This window comes from Paraburkholderia sp. 32, assembly GCF_050435345.1.
Taxonomy (GTDB): Bacteria; Pseudomonadota; Gammaproteobacteria; order Burkholderiales; family Burkholderiaceae; genus Paraburkholderia; species Paraburkholderia tuberum.
The window spans coordinates 768,383-782,885 of record NZ_JBNDKD010000002.1 but is presented as its reverse complement, the minus strand read 5'-3'; the positions used below and the strand labels follow the sequence as shown (position 1 = coordinate 782,885).

Here is a 14,503-nt window from a genome sequence, read left to right as displayed (position 1 = left end):
GAAAGGATAGTGTTCAGCGGTGGATTTTTATAGGGCGACGAGCCCATTTCTTGCTGGCTCGGACGGCTATTATCCCGCATTGCACTCATTTTTCCATCAGCATCGACTGCAGCAGTTCGGCCGCGTGCCTCGCGCGCAGCGCATTATCCTCCTCGCGCTGTTGGGCGGCGGTATCTCCGGTTTTGGCGAAATGGTCGCGCAACTCGCGGCTAAACATTTCGCGCTCGCGCAGCGCACGCAGCGCCTTGCGCAATGAGTCCTCGGCATCCGTCATGCGGCCGTCGCCGAGCGACGCGGCCGAATACGCATGACCGGTATGACAGCGATAACGCATCACTCGAGATCCGGTGATGCGCCACAGCGTGCCGTTGCATTCGGGGCATGTGAAAGTCGAGGGCGTCGCGAGTCCCCTGATTGCTTCGAATGCCGTGGTGCCGGCCAGCCACGCGTCTTGTTCGAGAACGATGCGATCGGTCGCCTCGCGCCGCGCACGGCCGTTTTTTCCCAGCGCGCCGGCGTTGCCGCCGGTCAGTTTTACCAAACATTGCCCCATTTGATCGAGCGGCAGCACGTGGTCGGCAAACGGCGATGCATGTCGCGGCATCTCGCTCGCGAACGCGTCGGCCGGGTCCTGGACGAGCGTCGCGCCGCCGCACGCCTGAATTGCTTCGAGGCCCGCGGTGCCGTCGTCGAGCAGGCCGGTCAGGATCACGCCGATCGCGCGGGGCCCTATCTGCGCGGCCGCAGTGCGAAAGAGAGGGTCGATCGCCGGGCGCGCGAAGTTCTCTTTCGCGCCGTGCCGAAGCCGCAGTAGCCCATCCTCGACGACGAGGTGCCGATCGGGCGGCGCCACGTAAATTCTGCCGGGCGCGTAATGTTCGCCATCCTGTGCGTGCTTGGCGGGTAGCGGTCCGGCCTGGTTCAGAAGCGCGGGCAGCATGCTGCCATGCGCGCCGATATGCAGCACGACGGCGATGCTGGCGGGCATATCGACGGGAAGCTGCGAGGCAAGCGAACGAAGCGCATCGACCCCTCCCGAGGACGTGCCGATTACGATGAAGTCGCGGTGGGTCAAGTGGGCTCCGGGACGTGGAAGCGGGGCGTGCAAGCGGACCTTTCCTGTTAGTCAAACAAACCAGCAAGCCATATGCCGTCGCTGCATTTTTTGGGGCGTTGCCGGTAAAAACGTTCTTTTGGCGACGGCGGTTTTCAGCCTCCGCCACAATCCAGGCACGCGGGCCGAAAGCGCCGCGCGAAGCTCGCACAATGCATATGACGAATGTCGTTCAAGATCAGCTGCCGCGCGAATCGACCCAGTTCGTGAATCTGGTCCGCAAGTGGACATCGCTGCGGCAGTGCTCGCGGTGATGCAGAGCCGGACGCCCCGCGAAGCCGAAGTGCGCCGCGCGGGCGGTCCGGTTAATGCAATTACACTGGCGCGGGCTGACTGCCCGTTGCTCGCGGGCGGCCGCTCGTGTCGTGCGCGAGCAGCGCGTCGTAGATCGTCAGATAGTCGTCGGTCATGCGCGCGGCCGTGAAGCGGCGCTCGAACGCGCGGCGGCACGCGCCGCGCTCGATACCGTCGATGCGCGCAACCGCTTGCACGGCCTCGTCCACGTTATCGACGATCAGGCCGCTCACGCCGTCTTCGATCAATTCGGGCACCGCGCCGCGGCGAAACGCGATAGCCGGCGTGCCGCATGCCATCGCCTCGATCATCACCATGCCGAACGGCTCGTCCCATTCGATGGGCAGCAGCAACGCGCGCGCGTTCTCGATCAATTGCCGGCGCGCGAGGCCGCCGACTTCGCCAAGGTATTCGGTGAACGCGCCAGAGCGGCGCAAGAGCGGATCGATGCGTTCGCGGAAATAGTCGCGTTCGCCGGGATGAATCTTCGCGGCGATCTTCAATGGCAAGCCGCTGCGCCGGGCGATTTCGATTGCGAGATCGGGACGTTTCTCCGGCATCATGCGGCCGAGAAAAAGTAGGTAGGAACCGGCCATCGGTTCAAATTCGAACTGGTCGAGCGGCAGTCCGTGATGGACGGTGCCCTGCCAGTTCGCCCACGACACGGACCGGCGCTGGCTCGCGGAAATCGACACCACCGGCACGCGCGCGAATTCGCGAAACAGCGGGCCATGATCGTTCAGCAGCAGACGGCCGTGCAGCGTCGTCAGCGTACGGCATGGCAGGCGCTCGGCCCACGCGAAATGCAGCGGCTCGCCGTGAAAATGGACGACGTCGAAGCGGTCCGCGTCGCGAATCACGCGCGCGAGCTGCCTGATGTGATGGGTTTGCGTGTCCCACACGTTCGCGTCGCGCCAAAGACCGCGCGGGCAGATCGGCACGAGCCGCGCGGCGCTCGTCGAATCGGCGCTCGCATAGAGCGTCACGTCGTGGCCGCGCGCGACCAGCTCTTCGGTCAGATACGACACGACGCGTTCGGTGGCGCCGTACGCGTACGGCGGCACGCTTTCGTAAAGCGGAGCGATCTGGGCGATTCTCATCAGTCGTTGAAAAGAGGAAGGAGAGGTTAGCGCGCAACATGCCGCGCCGGACCACCAGCAGCAAGTGACGTACCGACGCGGGACCGTTGGCGCGGTATGGCGACGTCGAGCATTTTCTGGTGAAAACGCTGATCGCGAAGTTCGAGACGCTGAAGCCGGGCGACAAAGGCTTCGACGCGACGTTCAAGGTCATGTCCGAGCTCGTGCGGCATCACGTCGAGGAAGAGGAAGGCGAACTCTTTCCGGCCTTGCGGCGCACCGGCTGCGATCTCGCCGCGCTCGGTGAAAAGATCGCGGCGCGCAAGCAAACGCTGCAAGCCAGGCTGGATCAGGCGGGCAGTCGCGCGGTCGGCGACAAGACCTGATGGGAGTCTTGAATTTGCGCGCGGCGCTCGCACTGATTCGTTTAAGACGTCGCTGCGACAGTCATGTCTATAAGTCGACACTTACGGACGTGCGCACCCCGTTACAAGTCCATTAACATCGATTTCAGGAGGGTACAACAGGATCGCCTGATGCAGCAGGGGAGAGCCATGTCAAGGAGAAAGTTGAAACTGACGCCGTATCTGGCGGCAGGGGTCGCCTCGCGCGACGACTTTTCCATCTACGTCACCGCGCGCCGCAGCGCCGATGGGCGATTCTATGCCGATCTACTGGTGAGCCGTAAAGTGGATGGCCGCCGTCTGTTCCCGTTCGATGGCGCGCCCGAAGTCGGTCCCTTCAACAGTATCGAGGAAGCGCGGCTCGCCGCCGAGGAGTACGGTGCGCGAATCGTCGCGGCCGACCTTGCCTGTCCCGAGGCGTGAGCGCGGCCCGTCGCGACATCGCCTGGCGACACCCTCCCCGTCAAACGCTTGCCCTGGTTCACGACCGGCACGCGGTGGATCTGTGCGCCCGCCGTTTTCGTTCTGACGTCGTCGACGTCGACTTCCTCGAGCACCAGTCCGGCGGCGCGCTGATTTGATTCGCACGTCGAATAGCGGGGTGCCATCGAACGAACGTGCGACGCGCGGAACAACGCTTGCTGGCCTGTGGCTCGCCGTCATTCGGGCACGGTGCATGTGGCGCCGTACCGAGGCATCGCTCATGTTCACGGAGAAGCACATATGGACAAGGAACTCGAAGCCCGCATTCGCACGCGGGCGTACCAGATCTGGGAAAACGATCCGTCGCCGGAAGGGAAAGCCGACGACCATTGGGAAGAAGCGCGCGGGCAGATCGAGGCGGAAGGCGCGGCCGACGACGCTGCCGTGCCGCAGGAGCCGACCGATCAGTCCGCGGAGCGCGAGCGCGGCTCGCGCATCGCGCCCGAAGAGCAACTGCAGGAAATGTCGGGCGATGACATCGAACCGCCGAAGCGCGCCACGCGGCCGCGCGCCGGATAAGCGAGCGCCGCCCCTTCACACCGACGCCGGCAATGGCGTCGGTGCCACCGGCAATGCGCGTTGGTGGCGCGTCGCGCTCTCTCGTCAGTGGTCCCGCTCGACGCGCGGGAGTTGATCGAAGTAATGCTCGACGCGCGACAGCGCATACAGCGCGGCGGCCGAACGCACGTCGTTGCGGTCGCCCGAAAAGCGCCGCGTCTCGGCGAACGTGGTGAACTCATTGCCGCGCCGTCGGAACGACCACGCGAAGCATTGCGTGCCTGGTGGCGGATCGTCATCGGAGCCGCCATGCGCGCCGCTATCGGCGAGCCCCGTGTTCGATACCGGGATGTCCGCGCAGCAGCCTTGCTGGCGCAGCGCGCCCTCGGCCATTTCGCGCGCGACCGCTTCGCTGGTAAGCCCGTACTGCTTCATCGTGCTTTGCCGCACACCGAGAAAGCCTGCTTTGCCCGATGGCGAGTAGCTGACGAAGCCGACATCGAGACACGCGTCGCTACCCGGCACGCTCGCCAGATACGACGCGATCTGACCGCCCGTGCAGGATTCGGACCGGCATTTGGTTCGTGCAATCGCTCTCGAGAAGCGCGCAGCAAAGATCGGTCCGGGCGCGATTCGCGTTTCGCGCATCGCCACGAGTACCTGCCGGCGGTATGCTCATTGCTGAAGCGTGAAAGAGCAGCGGACTCGCGCGCGGCCCCGTCGCAATGCGTGGCGCGCGCAGCGCTGCGCATTCGCGAGGAGGCGGCGATGAGCGATTTCGACGAAGCGCGCGCATGGATGGTCGAACGGCAGATCGTGCAACGCGGCGTGCGCGACGACTACGTGATCGAAGCGATGCGGCGCGTGCCGCGCGAGGCATTCGTGCCATCCGATCTGCGCGAATTCGCGTATGACGATACGCCGCTGCCGATCGGCGGCGAGCAGTCGATCTCGCAGCCGTACATCGTCGCGAAGATGCTCGCGGCCGCCGAGTTGCAGCCCGGCGATCGCGTGCTCGACATTGGCACGGGCTCCGGCTATGCGGCCGCGATCGCCGCGGAGATCGCGGGCCGGGTGGATTCCATAGAACGCGACGCGAGCCTCGCCGAGGGCGCGCGCGAGCGCTTGCAGCGGCTCGGCTACGAGAACGTCGAAGTGCATGTCGGCGACGGCACCGCAGGTCTTGCCGCGCATGCGCCCTATAACGCGATCATCGCGGCGGCGGGCGGGCCGCGTGTGCCGCGAGCGCTGCGCATGCAACTCGCCGTGGGCGGACGGCTCGTGATGCCGGTCGGCAGCAGTCAGAGCCGTCAGCGGCTCGTGAAGATCGTGCGGCGCGACGAACACGACTACGACGAAGATGCGTTCGGCGACGTGCGCTTCGTGCCGCTCGTCGGCGACGATGGCTGGCCGGAGCCAGGCGGCGCGGCGCGCGCGGATTTGCGGCCCGCGTCCACGTCCACGCCGATCCCGCTCACGCCTATGCCGGCCGCACCTACGCCGGCCGCGCTCGAACTCGCGATTCGCGACGCGGCCGAACCGTTGCCCGACATCGATTCCGCGGAATTCGCGGCATTTTTCGACCGCTTCGCCGGGCATCGCGTCGTGCTGCTCGGCGAGGCCAGTCACGGCACGTCGGAGTTCTACCGTGCGCGCGCGGCGATCACGCGGCGCCTCGTCGAGCAGCACGGCTTTTCGATGATTGCGGTCGAGGCCGACTGGCCCGACGCCGCGATCGTCGACCGGCATGTGCGCGATCGGCCGATGCCCGGCGGGCGGTCCCGACCGTTTCGCCGCTTTCCGACCTGGATGTGGCGCAACACCGACTTCATGGGCTTGGTCGCGTGGCTGCGCTCGCACAACGCCGCGCACCCCGAGCGCGAAACGCGCTTTTACGGGCTCGATATCTACAGCCTTTCCGAATCGATCGATGCGGTATTGCGCTATCTCGACAGCGTCGACCCTGCCGCGGCGCGCATCGCTCGCGAGCGTTACGGGTGCCTCAGTCCGTGGCAGAAAGATCCGGCCGTATATGGACGCGCCGCGTTGAGCGGCGGCTACGCGCAGTGCGAAGAACACGTGGTCGCGCAACTCGGCGATCTGCTGAAAAGCCGGCTCGACTATGCGCGCGAAGACGGCGAGCGCTTCCTCGACGCGGCGCAGAACGCGCGGCTCGTGGCGGTCGCCGAGCACTACTATCGCGCGATGTACTACGGCGGGCCGCAAAGCTGGAATCTGCGCGACACGCATATGTTCGACACGCTGCGTCATACGCTCGACAGCCGCGGGCCGCAGGCGCGTCTGGTCGTGTGGGCGCACAACTCGCATATCGGCGACGCGAGCGCCACGCAGATGGGCCGCATGCAGGACGAGATCAATCTCGGCCAGCTGTGTCGCGCGCAGTTCGGCGACGCGGCGGCGCTGATCGGGTTTGGCACGCACAGCGGCACGGTCGCCGCAGCGAGCGATTGGGGCGGACCGATGGAGGTCAAAACCGTGCAGCCATCGCTCGAGGGCAGCGTCGAATTCAGCATGCACGGCACGGGTCTCCCGCGCTTCCTGCTCGACCTGCGGCCCGGCATGCACGACACGCTGCGCGAACGGCTGCGCGCGCCGCTATTGGAGCGCTTCATCGGCGTCATCTACCGTCCCGGGACCGAGCGGCATAGCCATTACGCGCAAGCGTCGCTGGCCGAGCAGTTCGATGCGTTCGTGTGGTTCGATCGCACGAGCGCGGTGAGCGCGCTGCCCGTTTCCGCCGACGAAAAGAACCATGCGGCGGAGACTTTTCCATTCGGTGTGTGAGGGCGATCGGCACGCTCAGGCCTCAGGCGAGGAACGCGGCTTGCAACGGAACGGACAGTGCATTCCAGCTGGTCCGAACCGAGGGGTCGCTCATGAACAAGGTTGTACAGCGCCTTGCCATCGCCGCGATGTCGGGTGTTGCCAGTGGCGTCGTCTGCGCGCAAGGCGCCCGGCGAGCTGAGCCGCGACCAGGCGAACCGTGAACATGCGGGGCGCGCGAACCAGGCAGCGGTTCAGCACGGACAGTGCCGCCGGCATGGCGCGAGCAGTGCGCGCTAGCGGCGACGCGGCCTGGCTGCCGCCACCGCCGCGCGTGCTCGCGATTCCGCCATGAAGGACGAACCGGTCTGGTTCCTGCTGATCGGCGCGCTGCTCACGTTCATGGCCGTCGCGCGCGGGCCGATCCGCCGCTTGCCGCTGACCGGCGCGATGATCTATCTGCTGGTCGGCGTGGCGGTCGGGCCGGCCGTGTCCGGGCTCGTCGGGGTCGATCTGCTCCGCAATACCGCGTTGCTCGCGACGCTGGCTGAAGTCGGGCTTGTCGTGTCGTTGTTTTCGATCGGCATGCATCTGCGCGTGCGGCTGCGCAATCCGCTGTGGTTGTTGCCGCTGCGGCTCGGCGGCCCGGCGATGCTCTTCACCGTCGCCTTGATGTTCGGCTTCACCGCTTTGGTGACCGGACGCGCGGACGGCGCGGCGTTGTTCCTCGCGGCCGCGCTCGCGCCGACCGACCCGGTGCTCGCCAACGAGCTGCGCGTGACGCAAGCTGGCGACGACGAGCCCGTGCGGTTCGCGTTGTCGGGTGAAGGCGGCCTGAACGACGGTGCCGCCTATCCGTTTGCGGTGCTGGGACTGACGCTTGCCGGCGCGAGGCTGTTCGGCTCGGGCAGCGGCGTGCATTTCGTCGGCTCGGTGCTGTGGGGGATCGTCAGTGCGCTCGTGATCGGTTGCGTGTTGGCGATCGTGTTCGCGCGCGCGATCTTCTTTCTGCGCACCCGCTACGGCGAAGCGATCGGTCTCGACGGGTTTCTCGCGCTAGGCCTGATGTCGACGTCGTACGGCGCGTCGCTGCTGCTGCACGCGTATGCGTTCGTCGCGGTGTTCGTGGCCGGCGTCGCCGTCCGTCACGAGGAGTTGCGCGCGACGGGCGACAAGAATCCCTCGGAAGTGCTCGACGAGGTGCAGCACGGCGAACAGGTCGATGTCGCCCAGGATCCAGAAATGGCGCATGCGGTCCTCGCCGAATCGATGATGGGCTTCATGCGCGAAATGGAGCGACTCGCGGAGTTGTCGCTGATGCTGATCATCGGCTGCGTCGTGTCCGCGCACTGGCGCGAGATGTTCGATCTGCGCGCCGTGTTGCCCGCGGTGTTTCTGTTTTTCGTCGCGCGGCCGCTGTCCGTCGTCGTCGCGATGATGGGTGCGCGCATCGACAATAGCCAGCGGCATCTGATGGCGTGGATGGGGATTCGCGGCGTCGGCGCGTTTTACTACCTGATGTTCGGCCTTGAATACGTGCGTGGCGCGATGACGCCGCTGCTGCCCGCCGTGCTCGATGCGATCGTGTTGTCGGTGCTGCTGCATGGCTCGACCGCGAACTATCTGTTGCGGCGGTATTTCGACCGGCGTCGCTGAATGAAGCGACGGGCGCGATGGCGCGCGTGAGTTGTCGCGCCGCGCTCCGCCTGGCTCCCGTTTGCCGCTCCTTGTATCGCAATGTATCCGCGCGGCCCGGGGATACGTGCGCTTACCAAACCCGTTGATCCAGACACATGCGAGATACGTCGGCGCGTTCAAATACGTGCACCGCAAGTTCGAGCCCGGATTTGCAGACCTGAATATCACTGGATCAGCAGGAGTAAGCCACCATGACCCGCATCGAAGAAGTGCTGTACACCGGCAAAACCCATACGACCGGCGGCCGCGAAGGCGCCGCGCGCAGCTCGGACGGCCGTCTCGACATCAAGCTGTCGCCGCCCGGCACCTCGGGGGGTGGAACGAATCCCGAGCAGTTGCTCGGCGCGGGCTGGTCGGCGTGTTTCATCGGCGCACTCGGGCTGGCGGCGCGCGCGTTGCACCTGTCGTTGCCGGCCGATACCAGCGTCGATGCGGAGATCGATCTCGGCACCACCGATGGCGCTTATTTCCTTCAGGCGCGTCTGTTCGTCAGTCTTCCCGGTGTCGAGCGTGACGTGGCGCACGGGTTGATCGAGCGAGCGCATCTGACCTGCCCGTATTCGAAGGCGTTGCGCGGTAATGTGGGTGTGCAGACTACGCTCGTTTGAGCGTCGCTGAGGGTGGTGGCGGGGCCGCGCCGAAGCATCGCGCGGCCCCGCGTATCTGCCATGCCAGCAGCTTCGAAAGCTACGCGGTGTCGGGTTCGTGCGGCCCGCTACGCCGCAGGCGCAACCGACGCTCCCGCGATCTCGTGCCGCGCGAGCGATTGCGCCACCAAGCCCGAAGCCTTCATCTCTTCGACAAACGAACGCAGCGCGTGAGCCGCCGCTTCGCCGCGGCTCTTCGGCACACCCATCGCCTGCCGGATCACCATGAAGCGCTCGTCTAGCAACCGCAGACCGGGAGTTTGCTTCGCATCGGCCTCGAGTTGCTGCTTCACGCCTGCCGCCACTTCCAGATGCTGCTCGATAAACGTCGGCACGACGCTCGGCGAGCTCGGCGCGCGCACGATTTGCGCGGATTTCAGCTCGCGCGTCAGAAACAGATCGTATGCACTGCCTTTGCCAACGACGATTCGGTTGTGCGCCTGATCCACATCCTGATTCGAGCGTACCGGCGAGTCGTCGCGCACCAGGTAGAAGCCTTCGATCAACACATACGGCGCTGTGAACGCGATCGTCTCGCCGCGCAACGGATCGATCGCGAAGAAGCCGAAATCCGCGCGCTCCTCGCCGACGGCCTGCACCGATTTGCCGGCCGTATCGAAGACGACCAGCTCCAGTTCGACGCCCAGTTTCGCGGCGAACGCGCGCGCGAGATCGATCGATACGCCGAACGGCTCGCCGGAGTCGGCGTGACGATTGGCGAGGATTGGATTGCCGAGATTGATCGATGCGCGCAGCTTGCCCGTGGGCGTGAATGCGGCGACGACGGAGGGATCGATGGTCATAAGGCCTCTCGTGGCGACCGCGTTCGGGGCGAAGCGCAGTCTTAGGGTTCGAGGATTTCGCTGATGCGGGATAGCGCGTCGTGAGTATGTCGCAGATGCTCGCGCATCGCTGCCAAGTCATTGCTTGTGTCGTCCGCTCATGGGCCTACTTCGCCAGGCGAACGACGTACAGCCCGGTCCCGTTCACATAACCGGCAACACTGTAGTTCGGGCTCACCGCGATCAGCGCGCCCGGAATTGTCGGCGAATAGGCCACACCCGACGTCGTAACGGTCGCGAGTTCGATCGCCGGAGTACCCGTCACGGGCTGGGTCGTCGTGAAATTGAACGTCAGCAGCCGGCTATCCATCTGCGTGATATCGCCATCACCGCCTTCCGTGATTTCGTAGGCGTAGCTGGTCTGCACGCCAGCCGGCGCCGGATCGGGTTTGCCCAGGCAGAGCGTCAGGGCGCGCGTGACGCCGCCAGTGGGGGCCTTCAGTGTCAGGGTTGCAATATTGTCGTCGGTTACCATCGTCATAGGCGTGCCGGCTGCCGTACCGAGGGCGATATCCAGCCGCTTGTAGTTGGCCGGACAGTTGAACGCGGTCGATTGCGGGGATGACGCCGCGTCTGGAGCAGAGGCGGCTCCCGGTGACGAGGCCGACGAATCCGCCGCTGCTGCTGCGTCACCGCTACCGCCATCGCTGCCGCTCCCACCGCCGCACGCAGCAAGCAGCACTGCGGCGCCAATCAGACTCATCGAAAATTTCCGGCTCATCAGCATTGTTATCTCCTTATGGTCAGTGAATCACTCATCAGAATTGCCCTGTCACCTGAAAGCCCAGGGTGACGCTCGGCGCAGGAAAGCCGGTCGGTGCATAGACCGGCGTCCCGGCGAACACGTCATAGCTGAACGTGCCCAGGCGCGAGGGTACGGAACCCTTGAACCCCAGGACCGCACCCGCGAGCTGCGTACCCGCGAGGTACGCCGTGGACGGTCCCCACAGGTGACCGTAGTCGAGGCCTGCATAAAGAACCTGCCCCGTCTGGCCGAGCGGATACTGGAGTTCGTTGCGCCAGTAGAAGCCTCTTTCTGCCGCGAGCATCGTTTGTCCGCTAAAGCCACGCACCGTGTAGCGGCTGCCAATACTCAGGTCATCGATATAGTTCAGTTCGTCGTTGGTGAACTGCCCGTGCAGGGTGCCGACATAGCGAAGCGCCTGCCCGGCGACCGCGAACGGTACCGAGAGGTTTGCGTCGAGCGTCGCCATCTTGAAGCGGTAGGTTGGGCCACCCGGTGTGTCGGGCTGCGCGCCGAGGCCACCGATACCCTGACGGTAGGCCAGTGTCCCGTCGAACTGCGCCGCGCCGAAGTAGTGCCGGTTGGTCAGCCCCGCCTCGATAAATGTATTGTCGCGGTACTGCTGCGGAATCTCGGCGTCCTCGATGAAACTCACACCGAAGCGCTTGATAAGCTGGAACTCGACTCCCGACACATCGTTCTGGCTGCGGTGGACAACCCGCTCCAGTTTCAGGCCCGCCGTCTGCGCGTTGCCGCTCGCAACGTAGGTTCCATTGGTGGCCGCGATCTGCTGGTAATACGTGTTCGTATAGCCGTACAGCGTGCCAGTCCAGTAACCCCACGGCATCGCATACGAGGCGTTCCAGCCGTGCGTGCCGAGGTCGTGATTGCCAAACTGCAAATCCTGGTTGAACCCCGCCGAGAGAATGTCATTCAGGCCCAGCAGGTTATACAGGCCGAGCGTTACGTTACCGATATACCGGCCCGTCTCGTCGGTACCCGAGTTGTCTGCCGAGACCACGAGCGACCAGGGCTTCGTGCGTTTCACGGTCACGACCACATCGCTTTCGCCGGGCACGACGCCGGGGACAATCTCCATCGTCGCATCCTGGTTCGGTATGCGCTTCATCTGTTCCAGACCTTGCTCAAGGTCACGCAACTGGAGTACGTCGCCGTCGCGTGCAGGGAATGCGGTTTTCAGCGTGCCTTGCGTGCTGGCGTCAGCAAACTTCAGGTTTCTGATAACGCCCGGTATGAGGGTGAACTTCAGCGTACCTTTCGAGAGGTCCTGGGTCGGCAACAGGACGCGCGTCGTGATGTAGCCGTGGCTCAGGACTGCGCCTTGCAGCCCCTTCGCCAGCATGTCTACACCCTGCTTGCCGACGCATTGCCCCTCGTAATGCCGCAGCCATTCATGCAGGAATGCGAATGGGTCCATCGGCAATGCCGACGCGCCTTTCACGCGAACCGCCTCAGGCAGCGTTTCAGGCACCTCGACCGCGAACGTGTCGAGGCGAAAGCACGGCGTCTCGACCGGCAGCACCGGCCATTCTCCCGCTACCGGTGCGGTCGAGCGCACAACCGGCGCGGCGACGGTGGCCGCGCGCTGCTGTGCGTCGCGCTGCTGCTGGACCTGCTGGTTCTGCTCGGCGTTCGTACGGGCCGCTGCCGCCACATCGGGAGGCGTCTGCGCGTTTGATGCGAGTGATACCAGGGCTGTGAGCGGCAGGGCCGCCAGCCTCTTTCGGATTTTCATGGGTGAACGTGAGGTCGTAGGAGGGGCGATTGAGAAGTCACCCCCTATGTTTCTCTGGCAAGCCTGTTAAATTGAGTCACTTTCGCTTTCGATTGCACGTAAATCCCTGAACTCCCAAAACAACGGTAAGGCGCACGAAAACAGTAAGAGAAGATAAAAAGGGAACAACAAAGCTAAACCATCCGGGTTGCCCGAAAAGACTGCGAGGTACAAAGCCAACCCGATATAAATGGTCGACAACACCACCGCAACGATAACGAATCGTCTCCATAGCTGTCCGCCATTTAACCCATCGTCTTATACACAAGTCTGCCCTCCGCACCGTAGGCCGGAACAAACCGTCGTCGAGCAATGAGATCGACCGGGGCTTGTAAACTTTCGGCGCGTCGCGTTTACTCTTGCTTTTTGCGTGAACGCCTTGGCCCTGGAAGCACCGTGCTGGACGGAAACCGAATTTGCTGGGCTCGACCTTGGCGACGCGCGCTTGAACAAGCGAGCAAGGACATTGATGGAACGATTGGCGGCCAAGCCGACGGCTGGCGTGCCGCAGGCGTGTCGGGGCTGGGGCGAGACGATGGCGGCGTACCGCTTCTTCGACAACGGCGAGGTCCAGTGGAGTGCGATTCTGGAGCCGCACTGGCGGCAGACCGAGCAACGAATGGCCGCCCAGTCGGTCGTGTTGTGCCTGCAGGACACCACGGAACTGGATTTCAACGGCCGGCAGGCCGCGGGCCTTGGGCCACTGTCTTACGAGATGCAGCGCGGAATGTATTTGCATCCGACCTATGCGGTGACACCTGAGCGGGTGCCGCTGGGTGTACTCGACGCGTGGATGTGGGCGCGTGAGCCCAAGGACGCGCAGGGCAAGCGCGGCGGGCTCAAGGAAAGCCTGCGCTGGATCGAGGGTTACGAGCGGGTAGCGGAAACGGCATCGAGCCTGCCGCACACGCGACTGGTGTACGTCGCCGATCGCGAGGCAGACATGCTCGCGCTGATGGTGCGGGCGCAGGAGTTGGGCACGCCGGCGGATTGGCTGATTCGCTCGACCCACGACCGCTCGCTGCCCGAGGGAGCTAAGCTTTGGACGGCGACGACAGAAGGCGCACCGCTCGGCGAGATTGCCTTCACGATGGGCTCGCGTCACGGCGTGAAGGCGCGCCAGGTGCGCCAGCACGTATGGTTGCGGCGCATCGAACTGCCGGCAGGCGTTGGTCAAAGCGTAGCGGCCACGTGTCTGGTGGCGCGTGAGTTTGATGCACCAGACGGCGTCAAGCCGATCGAATGGCGCTTGCTGACCAACCGCGAAGCCAGGACGCTGCAGGAAGCGATTGAACTGATCGACTGGTATCGGGCGCGCTGGGAAATCGAGATCTTGTTCAACGTGCTGAAGAACGGTTGCCGAGTCGAGGCGCTGCAACTGGGCGCGATCGAACGGCTCGAACGCGCGCTGGCGCTGTTTCTGGTCGTGGCTTGGCGAATCGTCCATCTGATGCACATGGGCCGCAGTTGCCCCGATCTGGATGCCGAACTGTTCTTCGATGTCGATGAAATTCGCGGCGCGTATTTGCTGACCGACGTCAAGCAGCCGGCCAAGCCCAAGCTCAACGAGGTGCTGCGCTTGATCGCGCGCTTGGGCGGATTCCTCGGCCGCAAGGGCGATGGCGAACCCGGCGCGAAAGCTATTTGGCTGGGACTCAAAGAGGTTCATATCGCTGCCAAGACATTGCAGAAGTTACGTGTCGGCGGTCACGCTGGAAATTGTGTATAAGCCGATGCATTTAACCGCGGCTCTCCAGCAGCAGTTCGCCATCCCTTGTACAACTCGAAAAAAATGACAAAGAGGAACCCTATAGCCGCGAACGCAACCTTGCCAGCGATAGCCTTCCAGTTGTTACCCCGAAACAGAGATACCGCAACTAGAACAACAGCTATGTGGAAAAAAAGAGGGCTTCTCCTAGAAGCTCCCGACATCGCATGCCTAAATGCTTCGAGCATTAATTTTCGCCCTCATCCATCTTGTTACTTTTCCTGATCTGACGACGCTCCCGTAGCATCGCGTAGGTAACCAACACAAAAAGCGAGACATACATCGGTATTCCGGCTAACGCAGGGCGCCACCCGGCACCCCGTAGCTCTGATATCGCGATAACAACAGCGAC

The 14,503-nt window shown here is 64.2% G+C and carries 12 protein-coding genes and 1 pseudogene; 7 read left to right on the top strand and 6 right to left on the bottom strand.

Annotation, left to right across the window (positions count from 1 at the left end; all coding sequences use genetic code 11):
• Positions 1 to 85: 85 nt before the first annotated feature.
• Both OKW26_RS18945 and OKW26_RS18940 read right to left on the bottom strand, forming a co-directional pair.
• Positions 86 to 1,075 (bottom strand): chemotaxis protein CheB, encoded by a 990-nt coding sequence (locus OKW26_RS18945; RefSeq protein WP_429354750.1) that lies wholly within the window; start codon positions 1,073 to 1,075, stop codon positions 86 to 88.
• A 353-nt stretch (positions 1,076 to 1,428) separates the two neighbouring features.
• A complete protein-coding gene (locus OKW26_RS18940) occupies positions 1,429 to 2,508 on the bottom strand; it encodes a glycosyltransferase family 4 protein (protein WP_429354749.1) in 1,080 nt (359 codons plus the stop codon).
• Between the two features lie 104 nt (positions 2,509 to 2,612).
• On the opposite strand from OKW26_RS18940, the pseudogene OKW26_RS18935 reads away from it, so the two are divergent.
• From OKW26_RS18935 to OKW26_RS18925, 3 genes and pseudogenes are all read left to right on the top strand, one after another.
• A pseudogene (locus tag OKW26_RS18935) lies at positions 2,613 to 2,873 on the top strand (hemerythrin domain-containing protein); the annotation flags it as partial.
• Positions 2,874 to 3,041: 168 nt separating this feature from the next.
• Positions 3,042 to 3,314: a DUF6723 family protein gene (locus tag OKW26_RS18930; protein WP_184059249.1), complete on the top strand. Its 273-nt coding sequence runs from the start codon at positions 3,042 to 3,044 to the stop codon at positions 3,312 to 3,314.
• A gap of 300 nt (positions 3,315 to 3,614) precedes the next feature.
• Positions 3,615 to 3,893 carry a DUF2934 domain-containing protein gene (locus OKW26_RS18925; RefSeq protein WP_429354748.1) on the top strand — a complete coding sequence of 93 codons (279 nt, stop codon included), beginning with the start codon at positions 3,615 to 3,617 and terminating at the stop codon, positions 3,891 to 3,893.
• An 84-nt stretch (positions 3,894 to 3,977) separates the two neighbouring features.
• Here OKW26_RS18925 and OKW26_RS18920 read toward each other — a convergent pair whose 3' ends face one another.
• Entirely contained in the window at positions 3,978 to 4,520 is a 543-nt protein-coding gene (locus tag OKW26_RS18920; RefSeq protein ID WP_429354747.1) for a CinA family protein, read from the bottom strand.
• Positions 4,521 to 4,640: 120 nt separating this feature from the next.
• Between OKW26_RS18920 and OKW26_RS18915 the strand changes: the two genes are divergently transcribed.
• From OKW26_RS18915 to OKW26_RS18905, 3 genes are all read left to right on the top strand, one after another.
• Complete coding sequence (locus OKW26_RS18915; RefSeq protein WP_429354746.1) at positions 4,641 to 6,677, top strand: protein-L-isoaspartate(D-aspartate) O-methyltransferase; 2,037 nt, start codon at positions 4,641 to 4,643, stop codon at positions 6,675 to 6,677.
• 330 nt (positions 6,678 to 7,007) lie between these two features.
• A complete protein-coding gene (locus OKW26_RS18910; RefSeq protein ID WP_429354745.1) occupies positions 7,008 to 8,312 on the top strand; it encodes a cation:proton antiporter in 1,305 nt (434 codons plus the stop codon).
• Between the two features lie 233 nt (positions 8,313 to 8,545).
• The gene (locus OKW26_RS18905) at positions 8,546 to 8,962 is read left to right on the top strand and encodes an organic hydroperoxide resistance protein (protein WP_429354744.1); all 417 of its coding nucleotides are present in this window, start codon (positions 8,546 to 8,548) and stop codon (positions 8,960 to 8,962) included.
• Positions 8,963 to 9,069: 107 nt separating this feature from the next.
• Here the strand turns inward: OKW26_RS18905 and OKW26_RS18900 are convergent, their stop codons facing one another.
• From OKW26_RS18900 to OKW26_RS18890, 3 genes are all read right to left on the bottom strand, one after another.
• Positions 9,070 to 9,804 (bottom strand): ABC transporter substrate-binding protein, encoded by a 735-nt coding sequence (locus tag OKW26_RS18900; RefSeq protein WP_429354743.1) that lies wholly within the window; start codon positions 9,802 to 9,804, stop codon positions 9,070 to 9,072.
• 145 nt (positions 9,805 to 9,949) lie between these two features.
• A complete protein-coding gene (locus OKW26_RS18895) occupies positions 9,950 to 10,546 on the bottom strand; it encodes a hypothetical protein (RefSeq protein ID WP_429354742.1) in 597 nt (198 codons plus the stop codon).
• A gap of 55 nt (positions 10,547 to 10,601) precedes the next feature.
• The gene (locus OKW26_RS18890; RefSeq protein ID WP_429354741.1) at positions 10,602 to 12,344 is read right to left on the bottom strand and encodes a ShlB/FhaC/HecB family hemolysin secretion/activation protein; all 1,743 of its coding nucleotides are present in this window, start codon (positions 12,342 to 12,344) and stop codon (positions 10,602 to 10,604) included.
• 418 nt (positions 12,345 to 12,762) lie between these two features.
• On the opposite strand from OKW26_RS18890, the gene OKW26_RS18885 reads away from it, so the two are divergent.
• Positions 12,763 to 14,112, top strand: coding sequence for an IS4 family transposase (locus OKW26_RS18885; protein WP_429352904.1), 1,350 nt, complete (start codon positions 12,763 to 12,765; stop codon positions 14,110 to 14,112).
• Positions 14,113 to 14,503 lie beyond the last annotated feature (391 nt).